The 22235-nt window shown below is 40.9% G+C and carries 26 protein-coding genes and 1 tRNA gene; 15 read left to right on the top strand and 12 right to left on the bottom strand.

What is annotated here, in order from left to right; genetic code table 11:
• Nucleotides 1–70: 70 nt before the first annotated feature.
• Nucleotides 71–523, top strand: coding sequence for a low affinity iron permease family protein (locus WAE59_RS06080; RefSeq protein ID WP_337855044.1), 453 nt, complete (start codon nucleotides 71–73; stop codon nucleotides 521–523).
• Nucleotides 524–560: 37 nt separating this feature from the next.
• Complete coding sequence (locus WAE59_RS06075; protein WP_337855043.1) at nucleotides 561–1325, top strand: DUF72 domain-containing protein; 765 nt, start codon at nucleotides 561–563, stop codon at nucleotides 1323–1325.
• 16 nt (nucleotides 1326–1341) lie between these two features.
• On the opposite strand, the gene WAE59_RS06070 is transcribed toward WAE59_RS06075, so the two are convergent.
• Nucleotides 1342–1626: a hypothetical protein gene (locus WAE59_RS06070; protein ID WP_337855042.1), complete on the bottom strand. Its 285-nt coding sequence runs from the start codon at nucleotides 1624–1626 to the stop codon at nucleotides 1342–1344.
• Nucleotides 1627–1794: 168 nt separating this feature from the next.
• Here WAE59_RS06070 and WAE59_RS06065 point away from each other — a divergent pair, with 168 nt between their 5' ends.
• From WAE59_RS06065 to WAE59_RS06045, 5 genes are all read left to right on the top strand, one after another.
• A complete protein-coding gene (locus WAE59_RS06065; protein ID WP_337855041.1) occupies nucleotides 1795–2385 on the top strand; it encodes a TetR/AcrR family transcriptional regulator in 591 nt (196 codons plus the stop codon).
• A 10-nt stretch (nucleotides 2386–2395) separates the two neighbouring features.
• Entirely contained in the window at nucleotides 2396–2608 is a 213-nt protein-coding gene (locus WAE59_RS06060) for a hypothetical protein (protein WP_337855040.1), read from the top strand.
• A gap of 21 nt (nucleotides 2609–2629) precedes the next feature.
• Nucleotides 2630–3865 carry an MFS transporter gene (locus tag WAE59_RS06055; protein ID WP_337855039.1) on the top strand — a complete coding sequence of 412 codons (1236 nt, stop codon included), beginning with the start codon at nucleotides 2630–2632 and terminating at the stop codon, nucleotides 3863–3865.
• 36 nt (nucleotides 3866–3901) lie between these two features.
• A complete protein-coding gene (locus WAE59_RS06050; RefSeq protein ID WP_337855038.1) occupies nucleotides 3902–4297 on the top strand; it encodes a VOC family protein in 396 nt (131 codons plus the stop codon).
• A 142-nt stretch (nucleotides 4298–4439) separates the two neighbouring features.
• The gene (locus WAE59_RS06045) at nucleotides 4440–4670 is read left to right on the top strand and encodes a hypothetical protein (protein WP_337855037.1); all 231 of its coding nucleotides are present in this window, start codon (nucleotides 4440–4442) and stop codon (nucleotides 4668–4670) included.
• 56 nt (nucleotides 4671–4726) lie between these two features.
• On the opposite strand, the gene WAE59_RS06040 is transcribed toward WAE59_RS06045, so the two are convergent.
• Nucleotides 4727–5263 (bottom strand): pyridoxamine 5'-phosphate oxidase family protein, encoded by a 537-nt coding sequence (locus tag WAE59_RS06040; protein WP_337855036.1) that lies wholly within the window; start codon nucleotides 5261–5263, stop codon nucleotides 4727–4729.
• A gap of 105 nt (nucleotides 5264–5368) precedes the next feature.
• Here WAE59_RS06040 and WAE59_RS06035 point away from each other — a divergent pair, with 105 nt between their 5' ends.
• On the top strand, nucleotides 5369–5686 hold the full coding sequence (locus tag WAE59_RS06035) for a hypothetical protein (RefSeq protein ID WP_337855035.1): 318 nt from the start codon (nucleotides 5369–5371) through the stop codon (nucleotides 5684–5686).
• A 6-nt stretch (nucleotides 5687–5692) separates the two neighbouring features.
• Here the strand turns inward: WAE59_RS06035 and WAE59_RS06030 are convergent, their stop codons facing one another.
• The gene (locus tag WAE59_RS06030) at nucleotides 5693–6301 is read right to left on the bottom strand and encodes a 2OG-Fe(II) oxygenase (RefSeq protein ID WP_337855034.1); all 609 of its coding nucleotides are present in this window, start codon (nucleotides 6299–6301) and stop codon (nucleotides 5693–5695) included.
• Nucleotides 6302–6447: 146 nt separating this feature from the next.
• Here WAE59_RS06030 and ppnP point away from each other — a divergent pair, with 146 nt between their 5' ends.
• Entirely contained in the window at nucleotides 6448–6744 is a 297-nt protein-coding gene (gene ppnP, locus WAE59_RS06025; protein WP_337855033.1) for a pyrimidine/purine nucleoside phosphorylase, read from the top strand.
• Here ppnP and WAE59_RS06020 read toward each other — a convergent pair.
• From WAE59_RS06020 to WAE59_RS06000, 5 genes are all read right to left on the bottom strand, one after another.
• The gene (locus WAE59_RS06020; protein WP_337855032.1) at nucleotides 6741–7484 is read right to left on the bottom strand and encodes a 4'-phosphopantetheinyl transferase family protein; all 744 of its coding nucleotides are present in this window, start codon (nucleotides 7482–7484) and stop codon (nucleotides 6741–6743) included. The genes ppnP and WAE59_RS06020 overlap by 4 nt on opposite strands.
• A complete protein-coding gene (locus WAE59_RS06015; protein ID WP_337855031.1) occupies nucleotides 7481–8149 on the bottom strand; it encodes a class I SAM-dependent methyltransferase in 669 nt (222 codons plus the stop codon). The genes WAE59_RS06020 and WAE59_RS06015 overlap by 4 nt, the downstream gene beginning before the upstream one ends.
• A 135-nt stretch (nucleotides 8150–8284) precedes the next feature.
• Nucleotides 8285–8722 (bottom strand): tail fiber domain-containing protein, encoded by a 438-nt coding sequence (locus tag WAE59_RS06010; protein ID WP_337855030.1) that lies wholly within the window; start codon nucleotides 8720–8722, stop codon nucleotides 8285–8287.
• Nucleotides 8723–8796: 74 nt separating this feature from the next.
• Nucleotides 8797–9105 carry a hypothetical protein gene (locus tag WAE59_RS06005; protein ID WP_337855029.1) on the bottom strand — a complete coding sequence of 103 codons (309 nt, stop codon included), beginning with the start codon at nucleotides 9103–9105 and terminating at the stop codon, nucleotides 8797–8799.
• A 57-nt stretch (nucleotides 9106–9162) separates the two neighbouring features.
• Complete coding sequence (locus WAE59_RS06000) at nucleotides 9163–13158, bottom strand: hybrid sensor histidine kinase/response regulator (RefSeq protein WP_337855028.1); 3996 nt, start codon at nucleotides 13156–13158, stop codon at nucleotides 9163–9165.
• Between the two features lie 165 nt (nucleotides 13159–13323).
• On the opposite strand from WAE59_RS06000, the gene WAE59_RS05995 reads away from it, so the two are divergent.
• From WAE59_RS05995 to WAE59_RS05985, 3 genes are all read left to right on the top strand, one after another.
• Complete coding sequence (locus WAE59_RS05995) at nucleotides 13324–15162, top strand: glycoside hydrolase family 2 protein (RefSeq protein ID WP_337855027.1); 1839 nt, start codon at nucleotides 13324–13326, stop codon at nucleotides 15160–15162.
• Between the two features lie 133 nt (nucleotides 15163–15295).
• Nucleotides 15296–17233, top strand: coding sequence for a KUP/HAK/KT family potassium transporter (locus tag WAE59_RS05990; RefSeq protein WP_337855026.1), 1938 nt, complete (start codon nucleotides 15296–15298; stop codon nucleotides 17231–17233).
• 69 nt (nucleotides 17234–17302) lie between these two features.
• Nucleotides 17303–17375 (top strand) — tRNA-Lys (locus WAE59_RS05985).
• Between the two features lie 90 nt (nucleotides 17376–17465).
• On the opposite strand, the gene WAE59_RS05980 is transcribed toward WAE59_RS05985, so the two are convergent.
• Together WAE59_RS05980 and WAE59_RS05975 are read right to left on the bottom strand one after the other, a co-directional pair.
• A complete protein-coding gene (locus tag WAE59_RS05980) occupies nucleotides 17466–18572 on the bottom strand; it encodes an NADH:flavin oxidoreductase (protein WP_337855025.1) in 1107 nt (368 codons plus the stop codon).
• A 17-nt stretch (nucleotides 18573–18589) separates the two neighbouring features.
• Nucleotides 18590–18892 carry an ArsR/SmtB family transcription factor gene (locus WAE59_RS05975; RefSeq protein WP_337855024.1) on the bottom strand — a complete coding sequence of 101 codons (303 nt, stop codon included), beginning with the start codon at nucleotides 18890–18892 and terminating at the stop codon, nucleotides 18590–18592.
• A 151-nt stretch (nucleotides 18893–19043) separates the two neighbouring features.
• Between WAE59_RS05975 and WAE59_RS05970 the strand changes: the two genes are divergently transcribed.
• Complete coding sequence (locus WAE59_RS05970) at nucleotides 19044–19688, top strand: hypothetical protein (RefSeq protein WP_337855023.1); 645 nt, start codon at nucleotides 19044–19046, stop codon at nucleotides 19686–19688.
• 53 nt (nucleotides 19689–19741) lie between these two features.
• Nucleotides 19742–20323, top strand: coding sequence for a TIGR00730 family Rossman fold protein (locus tag WAE59_RS05965; RefSeq protein WP_337855022.1), 582 nt, complete (start codon nucleotides 19742–19744; stop codon nucleotides 20321–20323).
• Nucleotides 20324–20394: 71 nt separating this feature from the next.
• On the opposite strand, the gene WAE59_RS05960 is transcribed toward WAE59_RS05965, so the two are convergent.
• Together WAE59_RS05960 and WAE59_RS05955 are read right to left on the bottom strand one after the other, a co-directional pair.
• Entirely contained in the window at nucleotides 20395–20859 is a 465-nt protein-coding gene (locus WAE59_RS05960; protein WP_337855021.1) for a ferritin-like domain-containing protein, read from the bottom strand.
• A gap of 59 nt (nucleotides 20860–20918) precedes the next feature.
• The gene (locus WAE59_RS05955) at nucleotides 20919–21386 is read right to left on the bottom strand and encodes a PA2169 family four-helix-bundle protein (protein ID WP_337855020.1); all 468 of its coding nucleotides are present in this window, start codon (nucleotides 21384–21386) and stop codon (nucleotides 20919–20921) included.
• A 77-nt stretch (nucleotides 21387–21463) separates the two neighbouring features.
• On the opposite strand from WAE59_RS05955, the gene WAE59_RS05950 reads away from it, so the two are divergent.
• Nucleotides 21464–22234 (top strand): hypothetical protein, encoded by a 771-nt coding sequence (locus WAE59_RS05950; protein WP_337855019.1) that lies wholly within the window; start codon nucleotides 21464–21466, stop codon nucleotides 22232–22234.
• The last annotated feature ends 1 nt before the right edge of the window (nucleotide 22235 follow it).

Raw genomic sequence — 22235 nt, 5'->3', positions numbered from 1 at the left:
GAGATGAGCGAATCTATCTGCAAAACCATTTTGACGTTCGCTGGTTATCAATTTGTTTAAATACCTCAAAATGAAATCGAAAAAAGGAAGTTTATTTGAAAGAATCGCAAACCGCATCACCTGTTGGACTGGAAGCGGACCTGCATTTGGAATTGCAGCACTTATTGTAATCGCCTGGGCATTATGCGGTCCTTTATTTCATTATTCGGAAACCTGGCAGCTCGTCATCAATACCGGAACGACGATCATCACCTTCCTGATGGTTTTTCTCATTCAGAAATCACAGAATAAAGAAAGTAAAGCCATGCAGTTGAAACTAAATGAGCTGATCGCCGCGTCAAGACATACCAGTAACCGGCTAGTCGATATTGAAGATCTAACTGAAGAAGAGCTTGATACACTTCACAAATTTTATGCAAAGCTATCTGATGTGGCCGAAGAAGACGAAGACATCCATCGCTCTCATTCTATAGATGAAGCTTTAAAACAGGAAGCAGAAAAGGTAAAAAGAGATCACCTGTAGATCTATTCAATGTCATCAACAAGCTAAGCTTCAGCGTATGATAAATGATCCGTTCCAAAACTATTACACGGGCACCAGTGGACTATTACTTCCAGTTCCAAACAAAGAATATTATCCCGTAGCGTTTAAAGACAAAAGCAGATTGCACTACTACGGTTCCTTATTCAATAGCATTGAAATCAATAGCTCATTTTACAAAATGCCTATGGCTTCTACGGTAGCAAAATGGGCTGCCGATGTACCAGATCATTTTAAATTCACTTTCAAACTGTTAAGGGATGTTACACATGCCAAAGGTCTGATCTTCGACGCGAGTTTAGTTACAGAATTCCTCCGTAGAATTTCAGAGGTAGGTCAGAAAAAAGGAACCTTACTGGTTCAGTTTCCGGGCAGCATTACAACAGCCTACAAAAGGCAAGTTGAACAACTGCTGTGGACAATAAAAACGGAAATGACCAACTCCCCCTGGGAAGTTGCGGTCGAATTCCGGCAACAGCACTGGTACAATGACGACACCTACGAATTGTTGGATAAATATGAGGCAGGACTGGTATTACACGACAAACTCAGTGAAGGAGGAATGTTCATTGAAAGCAGCAAAAACTTTATTTACCTCAGATTTCATGGCCCCGGAGGCAACTATAAAGGAAGCTATAGTGAAGATTTGCTGCACGAATATGCATCTTATATCCGTGAATGGCTAATTCAGGGCAAAGAGGTGTACAGCTATTTTAATAATACCATGGGCAGCGCCATCGATAACCTAAGAACACTGAGAATGATGATTCTTGAAGAAAGATAACATGAAAAAATTCTTGCTATTCTTCTTCAAGGTGGATGTCTATTTCTTCCCCTATCCGGTCTGCCAACTGCTCCGTTAAATCTATCTCTATCCTATCATTTGCAATCTCAGTCTGATACGGTGGCAGATCGCCAGCTATGAGTTCATCGTCCGCAACCAAATCCCATTCCTGATCGTATTTTCTGATTGCACCTAATATTCCTCCATAATAAATGACTTTATAAATTCCATCTTCCGAAGGAAGTATGGTCAGCGTAACTTCTTTGCTGCCATAGCCGAGCTTAATATTGAATGCGTCCATATCGTTTATATTAGGAATGTTGAGAACGTATAGCAAACTATAAACACGGGATATCGGAAATGGTTTTGAAGTTAGTTGCCGAATGACGCAATTAAAAACTGAATAATTTGGTGATTAGTTATAAATGAATGAATATTCACTTATATTTGCACTAAAATCGGGAATCAAATGCGCGTAAGAGATGTGAACAAAGTTGAGCTGGTAAAGCAAAAGGCCATAGAGTTGCTGGTTAAGGTTGGTTTTGAGGGATTTACCATGAATAAACTGGCAAAGTCATGCAAGATATCTGTAGCAACGTTGTATATCTACTACCAGGACAAAGACGATCTGGTACTCAAGATTGGCATGGAAGAAGTGCAACGTATGAGCGACATTATGCTGGAAGATTTTGACCCTGACTCCTCTTTTGTTGATGGACTTAGACAACAGTGGAAGAACCGGGCGAAATGTTTATTGGAAAACCCGCTGTCCGCACAAATGATGGAACAACTTCGTACCTCGACTTATCAGCAGAAAATCCTGGAAACTTTTGGAAAAAATTTTAAAGAACCACTTGGAAGATTTCTGCATAATTCGATAGAAAGAGGTGAGATTAATCCCATGCCTTTTGAAACCTACTGGAGTGTGGCTTTTGCCCCACTTTACAATTTAATCCGTTTTCACAACGAGGGTCAAAGTATGGGAGGGAAACCTTTCGTTCTGAACGATGAAGTGCTTTGGAAAACTTTTGATCTCGTTGCTAATGCATTTAGAAAATAAACCACAAACCATGAAAAATATCCTCTTATTCAAAACAAATATTCGAACCCAGGAAGATAAGTACGCACTATCCATACTGATGGAATCTAATGAAATCACACAATGGACCGTTGACCAACAGGATGTTGATTGCGTATTGCGCATCGTATCTGCTACTTTGGAGCTGCAAACCGTGATTCAATTGCTTAGTGATAATGGCTATCAATGCGAAGAACTCACTTAAAAAATTCAACAAAGAATACCAATGGAACAAACTACAAAAAATACGGTTGAGCCGTTTAGTTTCTATCAAAAAATACTTATTGCCTTACTTGCCCTACTTCAATTTACGATTGTACTTGACTTTATGGTACTGGCCCCCTTAGGGGATTTTTTAATGAAATCACTAGGTATGACTCCAAAGGGTTTTGGACTCGTCGTATCCTCTTACGCCTTTAGTGCAGGTGCTTCAGGTATTCTGGCAGCCGGTTTTGCCGATAAATTTGACCGTAAAAAATTACTTCTGTTTTTTTATATCGGTTTCATAGTCGGGACTTTAGCATGTGCATTGGCCAATACTTATGAAATGCTCCTTGTCGCCAGAATAGTAACCGGACTATTCGGTGGCGTCATCGGTGCAATATCTATGGCTATAGTTACGGATCTTTTCGCGGTCCATCAGCGAGGACGTGTCATGGGAATGGTTCAAATGGCTTTTGCTGCCAGCCAGGTCCTTGGAATTCCTGTGGGGCTTTATTTTGCCAATATCTGGGGCTGGCATTCAGCATTTTTAATGATCGTTGGCCTCGCCATCCTGATTGCCCTGACCATCATAATTAAAGTAAAACCTATAGATGCCCACCTCGCTGCACAATCAGACAAAAGTCCATTTCTGCACCTTTGGCATGCCTTATCTAACCGTTCTTATCAGACCGGCTTTATCGCTACTGCATTTATGAGTGTCGGTGGTTTTATGCTGATGCCCTTTGGAAGTGCTTATCTCATCAATAATATAGAAATCACCCAGCATCAGCTACCACTTGTATTTATGTTTACCGGACTGGCATCAATTGTTATCATGCCAATGGTAGGTAAGCTAAGCGACAAAGTGGACAAGTTTAAGGTATTTGCAGGAGGCTCACTACTTGCCATTGTAATGATCCTGATTTATACAAACTTAACGCCAATACCTGTATGGCAGGTCGTGTTGATCAACATGGTGCTTTTTATGGGCATTATGAGTAGAATGATACCTGCCACTACACTGACAATGAGTGTACCTGACATGAAGGACAGAGGCGCTTTTATGAGCATCAATGCATCTCTACAACAGATGGCCGGAGGGATAGCTGCACTATGCGCGGGTCTGATCGTCACGCAGAAAACTAAAAGCAGTCCGCTGGAACATTACGATACGCTTGGCATCGTAGTGTCTGTCCTTATTCTCATCTGCATATTTTTTGTTTACCGGGTCAGTGTATTGGTTAAAAATAAGGAATGATTTTCTACCTTTGCTGCACCAAAGAAAAAACCTTTTATGAGAGCTCAGATCAACGCAATCACAATTGCGGCGCAAGACCCACTGAAACTTAAAAATTTTTATGCCAATACTTTCGGCTGGGAAATCCAATCCGAAAGTACAGATATCATCATGTTCAGATTGAAAAACGGATTAATCTTGAGCATCTATAAATCAGATGTTCATGCCGCATACCTGAACAGCGAACCCATCAATGGAGAAGTTCTGCCTAAAACGTATTTGACCATCAATATGGCTTCGCTGAAAGAAACTGACGAGCTGTTTATGGAATTAGAAAACAAGAAAGCAAACATCATCAAAAAACCTGCGAAAGTGTATTGGGGAGGTTATGCGGGGATTGTTGCAGACCCTGAGCACAACTATTGGGAAGTTTGTTTCAATCCATTCCTTTAGTTCTAAATAAAAATATTTATGTAATTACCTGCATATCAGGAACAAATCTGTAAGAATGTTCAAAAAGCAGTTTTTGTTTAAAACTTTCTTCAAACATTTTGACAATACCGCTGCTTTTAGAATTGTAAAAATTTCAAATCGTATGCAAAAAACAGATACTAAAATCAGCGCTGATCTGCAAAAATTCATCGACAAATTCGAGCCGAATAAGTTCAAGATGTTATCCAGGGGGATTGAAATAAGAGGTAATAATGACCTTTACCGAAGCATTACCTTTGCAAAGGAATTGATAGAGAAAATGAAATTGAAATTAGCAGTACACCATTCAGCGGAGATGGCCATGTACGGTGGCTTTGAAGTTGTCTACCTATAACTTATGCAAATTTTTCATGCCCTAATCTCTTAAATTAGGGCATGAAAAATTTCATTTTATACTTTCAATTTACCTTCGATAGAATCGTCCAGAGTGGTGCCTATTGCCGCTCCCACCAACATCTTGATTCCTGCCACTACGTTTCCGTGTTTATTGTCCCAATAATACCCTGTATGCGGCACCACCTTTAGTAAAGAAATCCTTGGATCATCTTCTCCTTCAGTAAACCAGGTTTTCAAAAGTGGGCTCCAAAGTTCCTTTACTTTAGCTTTATCATCCTCAATAGTAGCTTGGGCAGTCAGGTAGAGAAAATCGGAGTGTTTCGATCCCTGGAAGTAAAGCTTTACATTAGCGTCCAATGCCACCTCCTGGTTGGTGCTACTGTCATTGGCACTCATAATCCACAGATTACCTGCTTCATCTACCTGCTGAATGGTCATAGGCCTAACTCCTTTCGATGGTCCTGTAGCTGCAGATGTACAAAAGAAACAAGTGTCATTTTGAGCGATCATTTCTCTGATCTTTTTCAAGGCTTCTTCGTTTGTTAAGTTTTCCTTATTGTCTTCCGGTTGGTTTTGATTAATGCTGTTCATAATGATAGAGTTATTGATTGATGTGCCTTTATTAACCGAATATATCGCGCTTAGTTTTGATCAATTCAAATTAGTTTAGCGATAAAACCACTATATTCGCCCACTATGGGTTACGCAAAAGAAAGAGGAAAGCTGGAAAAGCTATCAGAAAAAATTGTAGGCTTAGCTATTTATAGCGAAAAAAGCCTGGCGATCCTACTGGATAGCCACGATCAGTATTCACATACGATCCGGATTCTGAAAAACAAAAATCCGGAAGCATTTGGCGAACTGTATACAGTAGATCTGCCGACGTTAAAAGAGGGCAAAAAGCTGTTAAAAGAGAGCGAAACAGAAGAGGCAAGACAAGCAGCTTTTCTGGAATATAAAACTGTGATCAAAACAGTACTGGACAAGGCTATCGAAGTCACAAAGTTGGTCTAATCAATTTTAGAAAGTGCTTGACCTACGCATGAGCCATCCTGTGATACTCATCCTTGGCTTGCGCGTAGGCAATACTTCATGTGCCAACTCATCACTTTGAAAGAACACACTCCTACCGTTTTGGGGACTGATATTTTGGATACGCTGATCAGTGTGATGTATGCAGAGCTCTCCCCCATCTGAATCTTGCCAGCCTTCATTCAAATACATAACCATTGAATATTTTCTACTGGAATCGTTCCTAAACTGGTCAAGATGTTTTTTATAGAAACTTCCTGTTTCATACAGCGTGTAGTGGAATTCATAATCAGTGATACCGGTGTAACAGGTATCATTCAAATGGCCGATGAAGGTGTCGATAAGTGTGAAAAATTCATTTTCAAAAGGATCATTGTAGCTTTTATCAAGCCAATAAATTTTATCGCTCCTATAAGATTGATCCTGAACTACAGACGATCTGTTGCCTGTCCCTGCACTTAACAAAAGATCACTATTATATTTGTCTATCAAATTATTTCGCAAATTTCCAGCTAACGCAGAAGTTAGGAAGTCATTGGTAATACCGACCCTGTTTTCGCTGAAACTGTCGATTAATTCATTAAAATTATTTTCCAATAGGTCAGCTTATCGCATTACGTGGCAATCACCATTACCGGTGAAGGTAGTTTAATTTTAGCTTCTCTCAGGTTTTATTTAAAATGAGATGAATTTGCTCAAACATTCATCTTTTTATAGTTTTACGTCAAATCAAATTTACAACCATGAGTCAAACAGAAAATACCATAAAACACAATAGCTATTTCGAAGGAAATGTCCAAAGTCTTGGATTATCCACAGAAAAAGGCCCCGCAACTGTTGGTGTAATGAAAAAAGGAACCTATACATTTTCAGCCTCGAGTCCAGAAACCATGCTGGTTATTTCAGGTACGCTAAAAGTCAGAAATGCGGATGGTTCTTATAATACCTATAAGGCGCAGGAACAATTTGAAGTAGCTTCAGGAAGCAGCTTTGATGTCCTTTGTGAGGAGGATGCAGCGTACATCTGTTATTACTGTTAAAAACCCGCTAAAAACTGATAGCCAGCTAAATTTCCGCTTGAGGCGACAGATGCTACATAATGATCCGCAGGACAAAAGCTATGCAAATTGCTTACCGGATTGACATTCAGTTGACTTAGGTCAACTGAATGAATGCCTTCAAGGCTCATTAACCGAGCGAATCCATCATTAACGCCAAGCCCCGTCGCTTTAAAATAGGCCTCTTTACGCGTCCACAATTCAAAAAATCTATCGATTGGATTTTCACGATGAATAGAATTAATCTCTAATTCATTAAAATTTCCGTCCAGCACTTCTCTAAATTTAAAATCAGAATTTATATATTCAATATCTACGCCGACCGGCTCAATGCTCAGGGCCATTAAAATGTATTCCTCAGCGTGTGAGATGTTATAATGAAGCCAATCCGAAGTACCTTGAAGTTTTGGCTTGTTATGGGGACCTGTTTCAAAAATCAAGTGAGAAGGCGGCATTTTAAGGTATCTTGAGAGAATGATCCTTTGTACAGCACGACTAGTAATCATGCGTAACCGATCTTTTTGATAATGGTATCTTCCTGCTCTCAGAAGTTCCTCAGGATTCAAAAGGCTGCGGAAATAAGCATGAGACTCCAAATAATCAGAAATGCGAATCAGGTACAGGTGGATCTCATCTTGAGGAAGTTCAGACAATAAGTCTGACTGCCAGATAGGGTCGGGAATTTGAGCGATATTAATCATGAAGGGTTGTTCTGGTTTCAAAACTTTCCCGCTTTTAAAACAAAAAAGGTACGCTCTACAGATTCTCCCGAATTACTGGTCACCTTCTCCTGTAGCTCATCCACAGACTGAATCTCAAAGCCAGCAGCTTTCAACAATTCTTCAACCTCACCCAAGCGGTACAAAGTAAAAATATAAGATGTGAAGGGTAATTTCTCCATAAAGTCACGCGTAGCAAACCCAAGGGTCAATAGACCTCCCCTCTTTAAAATTCGAAATATTTCAGCAGCGTAAGATTTAGGATCGCTCCAGAAATAAATGGTGTTGACAGAGAAAACCTTGTCGAAGTTGCCGTCAGGAAAGCTGATGATTTCACCATCACTAAGTTGAAAAGATGCGTGACCAGAATCTACCAATTTGGGGTTGTTCCTTAATGCTTCGGCTACCATTAACTCAGAAGTATCTACACCGATATAGCTGATTCCTGAAGCTCTGTGGATTACATCAACAACATGACACCCGGATCCAGGACCTATTTCCAAGACATCATCGTTATTTTTCAATCCCAGGGCATCTATCGTGCAGCTGATCATATTGCTATTGGTCTGCGACATCATCTCAGCGGTCTTAACCCCCAACTCTCCACTTGGGCAACTCAATTGAGCCGCGAGTTCCCTCATTTGGGCTTCTTTATTATTTTCAGTCATGGTACAAATCTAAAGGCCATTTGCCAGTTAAATTTACAGGTTATCTATTAAAGTTTTCAGCATTCTGAGACAGATTAAAATAAAAAAGCCATCACATGGATGGCCTTTCCTCAAAACACTAAAACTAGAAAAAAACTATTTGGATTGCTGCTTCAACTGTTGTACCTCTTTCCTCAACAAATCGATCTCGGCTTGTTGCTCTTTAATAGCCGCAACCAGCACGGGAATCAGCTCCTCTGTATGCACTTCATTGTATTTGGCAATTTTTGTCGCATTTTTTCCTGAAGGATACATTTTTGATGCTTCGTAAACCAACGTTGGAAACTCAGCTTTTACATTACTTGCAAGAAAGCCGAACTGCTGTCCTTTTGGAAGCTGAAGATGTTTATATTTATCTACATCATACCGGAAAGACACGGGTTCCAGACTGCTCAATTGGGCTCTTGGGCTGCCAATCTTTGCTACATTAATTTTCAATTCTTGTTCTTCGATCTGCTGTGCATGCACAGAGAACGTGATCGCGCTCAATAAAAGCCCCATAACGGAACCTTTGATTATAAAAGGATATCTCATAAAAAATATATTGGTTATTAAAAAAAACGGAATATTCAGCCTCAACTGAATTAAGGCAGATTTAAATCTGCTATTTAAGAGAAAGACTGATCCGGAGGTGGATTTGATACGGAAAGATAAACCGTAGTAGTCTCAGGAGCTGGAAAGAAAAAACGGATTTGGCTGCCTGAAAGGGTTGTAAGCGTTCTAAAGTGAATCTCAACAGCTTCTTCATCGGCAAATTCAACCTGCTTAGGTTCCTTATTTTCTTCCGGCACTTCTTTTTGATCATCCTCCGCCTGACAGGCTGCGATAACATCTTGACCGGCAATTAGGAACAAAGGGCTATGCTTTATCATTAAAAATGATAATAAAATAATTAAGCATGCCATTCTCTTGATCATATTGCCGTTTAATTCGTATACCTCCAAAAATATAAAACCTGATCAAAAAATCAAATTCTATTCTTCTTTGTGACGTTCACGTTGCGCATATCCAGATGGTGTTATCCCAAACTGTTTGGTAAAGGAACGTCCAAATTGCGCCTGAGAAGCAAAACCAGTAAGATCAGCGATATGCTGAATTTTATAGTCCGTGGTCAATAACAATTCGGCCGCCTTCTTCAGCCTGGTGATATTGATCAGCTCATTTGGAGATAGGTTAGATACTGACTTTACCTTACGGTAAAAGGTAGCCCTGCTCATGTTCATTGTATCGGCCAACTGCTCAACATCAAGGTTCTTATCAGCCAGATTTTCAACAATATAAGCATTTAATTTCTCCAGAAGAATTTCGTCTGGTTTTGAATGTGCAATACTCTTCAGGTGTACTAATGGTGAACTTGCAAAATAATCCCTCAGCTTATTCCTGTTATTCAATAAGCTCTGAATCTGTGCTAGTAAATGCTCTGGTGAAAAGGGCTTTTCCATATAAGCATCGGCTCCCGTTTCCAAGCCTTCAACCCTCGACTGAGATGTGTTTTTCGCCGTCAGCAAAATGACCGGTATGTGACTGATCGTCACATCAGTTTTGATCATGCGGCAGAGTTCAAATCCATCCATCAGTGGCATCATCACATCGCTCAAGACCAATTGTACCGTCTGTTCCTTCAAAAGCATCAGCGCCTGTTGTCCGTTTGAGGCGGTGATACAGTAATAGTAATTTCCCAGCTCTTTTGCCAGATAATCTACTATATCTTTATTGTCGTCTACAAGCAGCAATGTTGGCTTTTCTTCTTTCGACGCGTTTGCAGGTTCTTCCGATATGAATTCCTGATCTATATTTTCAATGAAAGGCGGTTCAGTTTGCTGCTCAACATCCCCTGTCTGGTTTAGGGGTAATCGCAATACAAATACATTTAACTGATCGTCTGAATCTACCTTCAGACTTCCACCATGAAGCATGGCCAGGGAACGAGCGAGCGCAAGGCCGATTCCGGTACCCACTTCAGAAGAGGTAGCTTCCAGCCTGACGAAAGATTCGAATATCCTTTCCTTCATCTCATCAGGAATCAGGTAGCCATCGTTGCTTACTACAACTTCATAAGCCTCTCCTGCAACAACCAAACTGACCGAAATCTCATTTTTTGCGTACTTGATGGCATTGCTTAACAGATTGCTCAGAATTTTTGTTAGCGCTTCAGGATCAGAAACCGCAAAAAACTCATCTTCCTGGATTTGCAAATGATATTTCAGTTGCTTCTCTTCCATGGCCGTTTTAAAACGCTCAAAGTTTTCTTTCACCAATGCGGAAATATTCGTTCTGATATAGTAAATTGGATACTCCCTTGATTCGATCTTTCTAAAGTCAAGCAGTTGATTAGTTAGATGTAATAGGCGATCGGCATTCCTTTCCATGGTATGGAGGTAGTTCAGCAATTCTGGTTCAGACTGGTATTTTTTCAATATCGTTTCTATAGGCCCTTTAATGAGGGTCAATGGCGTTCTGATCTCATGTGTGATCTGTGTAAAAAACTCGATTTTCGCTTCATAAAGTTCTCGTTCCTTCTGGTTTTGCAATTGCTCCAGCTTCCTCTTGTTCCGTTGTTTTATCTTACGATAAAAATAAAGGACAAGCACATAGAATCCTGCAGTGAAAACTAAAATGTAAACAATATAAGCCCAAATACTTAGCCAAAAGGGCGGGGAAATCCGAATGACGAGTTTCTTTGGTATTTCATTCCAGACTCCGCTACTGTTGGCTGCCTTTACCAGAAAGGTGTAGGTGCCGGGCGACAGTTTTGTGTAAAAAACCCGTCTATTTTCTTTTAGATAGGTAAAATCCTGATCTATACCTTCCAGTTTATAAGCATATTCCGCTGTCTCATAGTCGGTATAAACTAAAGCGGCAAAATCAATACTAAAAGTAGATTGGTCGTAAGCCAGTTTTAGTTCCTCTGTAAATGTAATGGATTGATTTAGAGGTGAACCATCAGCATTGATTTTCAGATCTTGATTAAACACCTGAAATCCAGTGATCTGAACGGCAGGTACAACGGTATTCTTTTTGAATTCCGCAGGATTAAAAGCGATCAAGCCGTTGACACTACCAAAGTACAGCTCCCCTGATTCGTCCCTAAATGAGGAGTTATAGTTAAACTGATCATTTAAAAGTCCATTGGCCTTCGTGTAAGTTCTCACTTGGCCGGTATTTGGATTGAAGCAAGAGAGACCTTTGGCTGTGCTGATCCAAAAGTTATGCTGTCTGTCTTCCTCGATACGGTAAAAAATATCACTGGGAAAACCATCCTTAACGCCATAACGCTTAAATATCCCCTTTTTTACATCCAGTCTATTAAGACCATATTCCGTTGCCACCCAATGTGTCTGATCTTCAGAGATAAAGATATGGTTAATGAAATCGTTACTTAAGCTACTCGACACAGTGGTGTCATGTTTATATACTCCCTTTTTCCCTGTAGCCGGATTATAGAAGAACAAACCTTGCCTGATCCCTCCCACCCAAATGGTTCCACTTTCATCCTCAGAAATATTGACAACGAAGAGATTGGAGGGTATGTTCTTTTCCAATGAAAAATCATCACTGGAGGGGTTGTATCGATAAAGTCCAGACGCAGTACCTACCAGAATCTGGCCCGAGCGCGTGCGGTATAAGCACTCAATAAAATTACTGCCAAGGGCTCCGGCTTGCGAGCCTCCGTTGTAATGCCGGATGACTTTACCCGTAGGAATATCCAATACATCCAGTCCCTGTTCAAAGGTGCCAACCCAGAGTTCATTTTTCATGGCCATTAACGCATGGATATTCGTGTGTGAAATATGCGCACTGGAGCCATCGGGTGCATAGGTTACGACCTGCGTTTGTCCTGCAGGCAGCTTGTTCAAACCTGCGTCCTCAGTGCCGATCCACAAATTGCCGTACTGATCTTTACAAATCTCCCGGACTGCATCACCACTTAATGATTTCGACTTTCCACTACCCTGAGAAAAAAACTTGTCAAATGAGGTAAATGGATTAGGATAATAATCTACGCCTCCGAAATATGTACCGACCCACATTCCTCCCTCCCGGTCTTTTGCCAAAGCATAAACTGCATTATCTGAAATGGCATATGGATCGCTAAAACTCTTCTTCAGGTTCGTATATTTCCCAGTGCCCAGGTTATAAATGAATATTCCTGATTCTGTTGCAATCCAATATTCATCTTCTTTGTAATGAAGGAAGTTTTTCACAAAAATGCTCGTTTGATCCAGATTGCGACTGAGTATATCTTTGTAACTTAAATTATTTATATCAAACAATTTAACCCCCTGATGTGAAGTTCCTATTAATATAGAATTGGATTGTGTGGCGTAGATCCGGTCTATCCAGTAAGAACTTACTTTTGGAGACTTGGCAAATACATCGAAACCAACAAAAGTGTTGTTTGATTGATCATAACGCATCAGCTTACCCGACCTTGATGAAGCCCATAATCCTCCTTTTTTATCGAAACACAGAGAGGTTGCGTCAAAGTCCTGTCTATCACTTAAAGCATGAATCTTTTTTTTGTCCTGATCATATCTGTAGATCACAAAATTCGCTATAAATACTACACTACCTTTCCCATCACTCTGCACATTCCATACCGACCTGTTCGCAGTTCCCCCAACTGGATCAAATACTTCTGTGGTATCTCTATACTGAAACAGGCCACTTGAAGTTCCAATCCATAACCTCCCCCGTGTATCTTCTGCAATAGACCTAATCACGTTATTGCCAATCGACTTCCTATCAGCCGCGTCATTCCTGAAAATCTTAAAATTGTAACCATCAAACCTATTCAATCCATTCTTCGTACCAAACCACAGAAAGCCCTTAGTGTCCTGCAAAATGCAGAACACGGAACTGTACGACAAACCCTGTTCTACCTGATAATGCCTGAAATGATAAGGTTGTGCTTTTACAAACAGCGTGAAAGCAAACTGGAAGATGAATACAATTGCTAAGCGCTTCAATTTATGTCCCGGTATTTATAATGGTATTTCAAATTTGAGACAAATTGCATAAAATTTGAGACTTTTTTCAAGAGCTAAAGCCTTTTATTTGAATAATCGTTAAGGGGCAGGCAATTAAACTGTCGTACGAAATGTTTAACCACAATAAACCAAGTATTCAATTTTATGAAACTAAAGACTTATTTAGTCGGACTATTACTTTCACAATCCGTGATAGTCTCTGCTCAAACCTGGAAACCAGTACCTGGCAAAATTGCGTCGCCCTGGGCTGAAAAGGTAGATCCTGCGAAAACCCTTCCTGAGTATCCCCGTCCTCAAATGGCGAGAAGCAACAATTGGAAAAACCTCAATGGATTATGGAGTTATGCATTAACTGCTAAGGACGCCACTGCGCCAAAAACCTATAAAGGTAAAATCCTTGTACCTTTTGCGATTGAATCTTCCCTATCTGGAGTAGGAAAAACGGTAGGTAAAGACAGCCTGCTCTGGTACCAAACTACATTTAGTGTTCCTTCTAATGTAAAAAACAACATCATTCTGCATTTTGGCGCTGTAGACTGGAGATCAGAAATTTATTTGAATGGCAAAAAAGTAGGCACCCATGAAGGTGGATTTGATCCTTTCCATTTTGACATTACAGCCTATGTGAAAAAGGGTGGGAAGCAGGAACTTACGGTAAGTGTATGGGATCCAACAGATCAAGGCCCTCAACCTAGAGGGAAACAACAGATCAAACCAGAAGGTATCTGGTATACACCTGTAACGGGTATCTGGCAAACTGTATGGATAGAGGGGGTACCTAAAACCCACATCGTAGCAACGAAGCAAACTCCCAATATCGATACAAAAACCTTAAATGTTTCAGCAAATGTAGAAGGAAGCCAGGCTGGCGACAAAGTAAGATATACTGCTTTCGATGGTAAAACCAAAGTTGCCGAACAAGAAGTAGAAGCAGGTACGGCAACAGAACTTGCAATTGCCAATCCGAAATTATGGTCGACAAACACTCCCTTCCTGTACGACCTGAAAGTAGCAATCCTTCGTAATGGCAAAGTTATCGACGAGGTGAATAGCTATTTTGCGATGCGGAAATCGTCATTAGGCCCTGATAAAGAAGGTACACAACGCATGTTGCTCAATAATGAGTTTGTATTTCAATACGGCCCTTTGGATCAGGGATGGTGGCCAGATGGTCTATATACAGCCCCAACCTATGAAGCAATGGTTTTTGACATCATCAAAACCAAGGAAATGGGTTTTAATATGATCAGGAAACACATCAAAGTAGAACCTGCAACCTGGTACTATGAATGTGATAAACGCGGTATACTCGTATGGCAGGACATGCCGAGCGGCGATCTGGGCAATCAATGGGAACCAAACCTGGGAACCATGGGAGGTACAGACAAAAACCGTACTCCTGAGTCTGAAGCCATGTATAAAAAAGAATGGAATAAGATCATGGACGACCTTCATAACTTCCCGAGCATCGTGGTATGGACACCGTTCAACGAGGCATGGGGTCAGTTCAAAACTAAAGAGATTGCAGAATGGACAAAGCAAAAAGATCCTTCACGTCTTGTAAACAGTGCGAGTGGTGGTAATCACGTGGTCACTGGCGACATTGTCGATTTGCACCACTATCCGGATCCGAGAATGCCAAGACCCGACCTATTTGGTCCTACCCATGCTGTAGTTTTGGGTGAGTACGGCGGGCTGGGACTACCAGTAGCGGGACACAATTGGTTGGAAAAAAACAACTGGGGTTACCAGAGTTTCAAAACTGCCGATGAGTTGTTCGAAAAATATGCTTCATTCCTGGTCACCATCGAAGGACAGATCAAAAAGGGCCTTTCAGCAGCAGTATATACGCAGACGACAGATGTAGAGAACGAGACTAATGGCCTAATGACCTACGATAGAAAAGTGATTAAAGTCCCAGCTGAAAAACTGAAGCAGATCACAGATAAGCTATATAACAAATCGCTGGTCGAAATGAAATAATCAAATTTCACTGCGATTTGATCTCAAAATATAAAGGACTGGTATCGATTAAAATACCAGTCTTTTTTTTGATAAAAAACAGTAATTTTCCGATGCATATATTTCATACATTTGGCGCATCATTTCAATAGCCATGGGCCATCATAAAAACATTCAAAAATTAAGTGCAGCAGGTTTATTAATCAGTCTTGGAATTATCTATGGTGACATCGGAACTTCACCACTATATGTCTTTAAGGCCATCATTGGCGAGAGACTTATTACGGCTGACCTTATCCTTGGTGGACTTTCCTGTATTTTTTGGACACTGACCCTACAGACGACCATCAAATACGTCGTCATTACCCTTCAGGCCGACAATAAGGGTGAAGGTGGTATCTTCTCGCTGTATTCTCTGGTTAAGCGCAAGGCCAAATGGCTGATTATACCAGCTATGATTGGTGGGGCTGCCCTACTGGCAGATGGAATTATGACACCTGCGGTAACCGTATCGGCAGCAATAGAAGGGCTAAGTCTGATTTACAGCGATTTACCAACGGTACCTATTGTCATTACTATCATCACCTTATTGTTTATTTTGCAGCAATTCGGCACTTCCCTGGTTGGCAAAGCCTTTGGCCCCATCATGTGGCTCTGGTTTACCATGATTGCGGTTTTGGGCTTTGCTTATATTTTAGAATTGCCTGAAATACTAAAAGCAATTAATCCGTACTATGCATATCACATTCTGAGCACCAATCCGGAAGCTTTCCTGATCATCGGTGCTGTATTCCTCTGTACTACCGGAGCAGAAGCCTTATACTCAGACCTTGGACATTGTGGTCGTGCCAACATTAGAATCAGTTGGATTTATGTTAAGATCTGTCTGATACTGAATTATATGGGACAGGGAGTATGGCTCTGGAAATTGCAGGGTACTAAGCTCGGTGATGTAAATCCTTTTTATCACCTCATGCCAGATTGGTTCCTGATCTACGGAATTGCAATTGCCACTGTAGCTGCCACCATCGCCAGTCAGGCCCTAATCTCTGGCTCATTTACTTTAATCGCGGAAGCCGTAAGGCTCAATTTATGGCCGAAGGTGAAAATCAATTATCCAAGCGAGCAAAAAGGGCAGCTCTATGTGCCTTCTATGAACTGGATCTTATGGGCGGGTTGTATAGTGGTTGTACTTATCTTTGAGAAATCAGTGAATATGGAGGCAGCATACGGTCTTTCAATCACTGTAGCAATGCTCATGACCACCATATTGGTATCGGTCTTCCTCATGCGGAAAAAAGTGCCCATGTATTTCATCATTATTTTTCTCAGCATCTATGGCGTGATTGAGCTGACTTTCCTGGCTGGCAACGCTGCAAAAATCTTACATGGTGGCTGGTTTACACTGATTCTTGGAATGACCTTGTTTTCTGTCATGTGGGCCTGGTCTAATGGGCGTCGCATTCGAAACAGGTATATGAAGTTTGTAGATATTGAAGAATTCTATCCAGTGATCAGGAACATTAGTGCAGACGAATCGATTGCAAAATATTCATCTAATCTGGTTTACTTAACCAGCGCAAATTTCAATACGGAGATTGAATCATCAGTAATTTATTCTATTATACAAAAGCATCCTAAAAGAGCGGACGTGTATTGGCTGCTACACGTAGATGTGACTGACGAACCTTACACCATGGAATACGAAGTAGATCACATGATCCCTGGAAAGTTGATTCGCATTGATTTCAGACTCGGGTTCCGTGTAGAACAACGCGTAAACGTGCTCTTCAGAAAAGTAGTAGAGGAAATGGTTGCTGCTGGTGAACTAGACATCACCAGCAAATATGAATCGCTGAAAGCGTTAAAAATACCTGGCGATTTTCGATTTGTGGTCCTGGAGAAAATTCTATCCAACTCCAATAGCCTGAAATTCATTGAACGCATTACCATGGCTTATCATAAAATCCTGAAGCATTTAAGTATTTCTGAACGACGTGGATTTGGCTTAGACTCGAGTTTTGTAACAATAGAGCAAGTTCCTTTAATCGTAGATATCCCAGATCCGATCCACTTGAAAAGGATCAAATAATTTTTTTCATTTTTATTTAGCGTAATAAAAAGAAAATTCTATCTTTGCACCCTCTTCAAACAAGAAGACGATTCCGTAGCTCAGCTGGTAGAGCATTACACTTTTAATGTAGTGGTCCTGGGTTCGAATCCCAGCGGGATCACAAGAAAAAGCCTCAGAAATATCTGAGGCTTTTTTATTTAAGTACAATACATTAAGTTTTTTAGTTGATCATAAATAGAAAACAGCGCGGTTATTCTAATATCAATTCAGCTAAGGCTGCCTTCGTAAAACCTTTCAGTTCGTCTGTACGTCCAGCCCTAATTTTTTCTACCCAATACGGATCGGCCAATAAAGGACGACCAACTGCTACCAGATCAAAATCACCACGATCCATTCTACGCATCAACTCATCTAGAGAACTAGGCTCGGAACCCTCTCCTGCGAATGCTGCCAGAAATTCTCCACTCAGACCTACCGAACCAACAGTGATGGTCGCTTTACCAGTTATTTTTTTAGCCCAACCCGCAAAGTTGAGGTCGGAGCCTTCAAACTCCGGTTCCCAGAACCTGCGTTGCGAACAATGAAAGATATCTACACCCGCATCAGACAATGGATTGAGCCATGCTTCTAGTTCGGCAGGGGTTTTGGCCATTTGGCTGTTGTAAGCAGAAGGTTTCCACTGCGATAAACGAATGATCAGAGCGAAATCCTCGCCCAGCTGCCTCCGCACCTCCTTAATCACCTCAATAGCAAATCGACTGCGTTCGGCAAGTGTTCTGCCTCCGTATCCATCTGTGCGTTGATTGGTTCCTTCCCAAAAGAACTGATCAATTAAATAACCATGCGCACCATGCAACTCCACACTATCAAAGCCCAAACGTTTTGCATCAGCCGCTGCTTTTCCATAGGCCAAAATCGTATCTTCGATATCCTTCTCAGTCATGGTACTACCATTATTAAAATCAGGCCGGTTCAATCCGGATGGTCCTTCAAAGGGCTTTGAGGGCACCCAACCTGAATGATGGTTATCCATGACTCCCATATGCCAGATTTGGGGCGCCATACTTCCGCCTGCATTATGTACACCATCAATTACCTTCTTCCAACCAGATAAAGAACGCTCTCCATAAAAATGAGGAATATTTGGATCGTTGGAAGAAGGTTCCCTGTCGATAACTGTACCTTCGGACAGGATCAATCCTACGCCTCCCTCAGCCCTCTTCTGATAATAAGCGGCTACAGCATCGGTAGGAACACCTTCTGGTGAAAAAGAACGGGTCATAGGTGCCATTACAATCCTGTTTTTTATGTTTAATGATTTCAGGCTAAAAGGCCTGAACAAGCTGTCTGTATTCATAATCTTATTGTTGTTTCTTAAATCTCTGACTGGACCATTTTGCTCAATAGCTCAAAAGTCTCTTCATTTCTCTGATAATACGTCCATTGACCCACCCGGGTCGACTTTAGTAATCCTGCACGTTGCAATACCGATAAATATTCAGAAACCGTAGATTGCGTCAGTCCGGCTTTCACTTGAATCTGCCCCACACATACCCCATTATCATAACCTGCATGCTCCTTTTGTTCGGGAAAGTTAGCTTCAGGTTCTTTGAGCCAATTCAGGATTTGCAACCTGGTCTTGTTAGACAGTGCTTTGAAAATTTCAACTTGATCCATACAGCAAAGATATATCGGAAATTCCCGATATACCAATAAATACAACATTGATGACATAAAATTGATATAATGAGTTCAAATGCTAAACTTTTTTTGGCTTGAATTATGTGTAATGCCTACAAAAGTATATTCAACCCATATTTAGTCAATTATGAAAAAACAATTTACATTCTGCTCAATACTGATGATGTCAGTTTTCAGCATTGCAGCTTGCAACACTGAATCAAAAAAAGAGGTTGAAAGAGAAGATAGTACTTCTTTGAATAAACCGGGGATAGTAGTCTCCGCAGGAACCGAAAACTCTGATACTGGCAAAGTCGCCTTTGACATCGCTAAAATACCTGTTACCAGTAAAGAAATCGGTAGTTTCCCTTACCTCAGTGCGCCAGTCGAATACAAATTCAACGATATCTCCAGAAGTGATTTAAAAACGGTACATTTTGCTGTCGATGGTAAGTTGATTCCCCTGGAGGGAAAGACCTACAGTTCGAACATTTATAAAATTCAGGAAAGCGAAAGTCCGTTTAACATGCAGGTCGTACAACGTGCATACCATAATGCAATCACGGATTTTGGGGGAGTACAGGTTTCGACAATGCTGCTTCCCGGTCAAATTGAAAAGATTGGTAAAAAAATATTAGAAGATGAAGGTGACCATGCCTATACCATCATTGGGGCTAATGATTATACCCTCAAACATGTCAATACCTATGTGATCAGAACCACCAAAACGGAAGTTTGGATAGAATTGAGTTTTTATCAAAACGGAGGTTATATCTATATCTTAGAAAAGTAGAAATTTTATCTTTGTAGACATTTCTGCGAAAGTAGGTAAGAAAAACAAATGACATGAAAAGGATCACTGTATTTTGCGGTTCCAGTTTTGGGACTGAAGATATCTTTAGAGAACAAGCCTATTTATTGGGCAAAACTTTAGCGAAGAAGAAAATAGGATTGATATATGGTGGAGCAAGAGTGGGTCTAATGGGCGCACTGGCTGACGGAGCAATGCAAAATCAAGGTGAAGTTATCGGTGTACTGCCCAATTTTCTTAAAGGAAAGGAAATCGCACACGAACACCTGACGGAACTGATCCTGGTGGAGACTATGCATGAGCGAAAAACCAAAATGAACGATCTGTCCGATGGTGTGATTGCTTTGCCTGGCGGCTTTGGTACTTTAGAGGAACTGTTTGAGATGCTAACCTGGGCACAACTGGGTTTGCACAAAAAACCCATTGCGATTTTAAATATCAATGGATTTTATGATGAATTGTTCAAACTCACCCAAACGATGGTCGAAAAGGGTTTGTTGAAAGATATCAATCAACAAATGTTACTAGTCAGCGACGATATTTTTGATCTATTGGATAAAATGTACAATTATCAGCCTCCAACAGTTGGAAAATGGATTACAAAAGAAGAGGTTTAAGACAAGCTTAACATAAAAAAGGCTTTCTGGAATTCCCAGAAAGCCTTTTTTATCAATTGATCAGCGATCAATTAGTTGATGATCTTAGCCGCATCACGCAACGCTTTGATCTTATCATGTGCCGATTTGATTTCTTCGGCCTGAGCGCTGACGGTTGACAGTGCTTCACCACTTAACTCACCTTGCTCTAAAGCCAATTTATAAGCCGCTTTGATGGCATCCTCTCCACGCTCAGCTTCTGAAAGAATACTTTCACGGTCACTGCCGCCAAACAATGCTTTTACATCAATCCAGGCACGGTGTAGTGTACCTGCTACGCTGTTTCCGGTTTCTATTTCCTCCCCATAACTAGCTACTATAGCAGTCAGTTCCTGGCTAAATTTACGGCTCTGTGCACTGTATTCCTGAAAAAGTACTTTAAGGTCGACATTCTCATCTTTGATATCTGCAATTGCTTTCTCAAACCCCGCAATGCGGTCATTATTGATTTCTGTAAGATCGTTTAAAACGGATAGTGATTTTTCTATTGTGCTCATAGTAGTTGTTTTTGAGTAAGTACAACAAAGGCTTAGCGATAGGGTTTTAAAAAAAACATTTAAACTTCTTTTTCCAGCTCCAGGCGCTCCCTCGCTGCTTTTATTTCCGCTAAACCTGCTGCGATTCCTGCTCTTTGTCTTTTAAGAAGATTGAGGTGATCCGCATGGTTGGCATAATCTGCAATGCATAAATCGAATTTTTCTATAGCAGCCTTTTCTCCTGTCTCAATTGTTTCCAATACAGCAATATATTCGTGACTACTCAAAGCCTGCTTGATATCTATCCATGTACGGTGTAAGGCACCTAAGATACCTCCGCCTTCATTTTCTGAATTACCGCCGTGTGCTTCAATATGTGTTTTTAATTCCTCTGCATATTCTTCACGCTGCTCATTGTACTTCATAAAAAGGGCACTAAGTTCGTCACTCTGTGTAGTCTGCGCGGCGTAGAGATAGCCTTCTTTTCCGTCATTTAAAATATTGACCAATCCTTGAAGGTCGCTGATTAACGCTGTGTTTGCTTCCATATTTGTAATGTTTACATTTGATAACGTCCTGCCGTTAGAAAGGTTTGAATGAATTTTATTGTACTTTTGTTCAGTCAATGAGCACAAAGCACCTAACCGATTATACTTTATTCTGCCCTTTCCAAAAGCAGCAGACCTTTGACGTTTTAAATGTGTCGAGTTTAGAAGCAATAACTGACCCTCATCCGCTCTGCCTGCTTGCGGCCGAAGAACTGCAGTTACATTTAAAAGATCAGCAGAGTTGGAATCACAATTTCGGCCTGACCGCAGGTTCAGAAGGCGCTATTATCGGAAAAATGTTTGGAATACTAGTTGTAAAAACTAATGAAGGGGAATTAGGCTATCTGTCAGCATTTTCAGGTAAGCTAGCAGGTAGCAACCATCATCCGCGGTTTGTCCCCCCGGTATTCGATACACTTAAAACCGGTGATTTCTTGAATCTTGGAATGCTTGAATTGAGTCAAATGTCGAAAAATATTGCAGTATTGCAGCTGAATGAAGAAAATTGCCGGCATGAAATTGCAGTGCTAAAGGCCAAAAGAAAAGCCAGATCTAATACCTTACAACAGCAAATATTTGAGCAATACCATTTCCTGAATTCAAAAGGTGAAAGCAAAAGTTTGAATGAGCTGTTTGAAAAAGCAGGATATCGACAACCGCCGGCGGGTGCTGGCGAATGCGCTGGTCCCAAACTCCTACAATATGCTTTTCAAAAAAAAATGAAAGCCCTGGCAATGGCAGAATTCTGGTGGGGACAATCTCCTAAATCCACAGGCTGGAAACACGGGGAGTTTTATGCCCCATGCCGGGAAAAATGCGTACCGATACTGGCACACATGCTCAGTTGAA

This window comes from Pedobacter sp. GR22-6 (genome assembly GCF_037402555.1).
Taxonomy (GTDB): domain Bacteria; phylum Bacteroidota; class Bacteroidia; order Sphingobacteriales; family Sphingobacteriaceae; genus Pedobacter.
The sequence above is the reverse complement of the archived record's forward strand: the minus strand, read 5'-3'. Positions and strand labels throughout refer to the sequence as shown.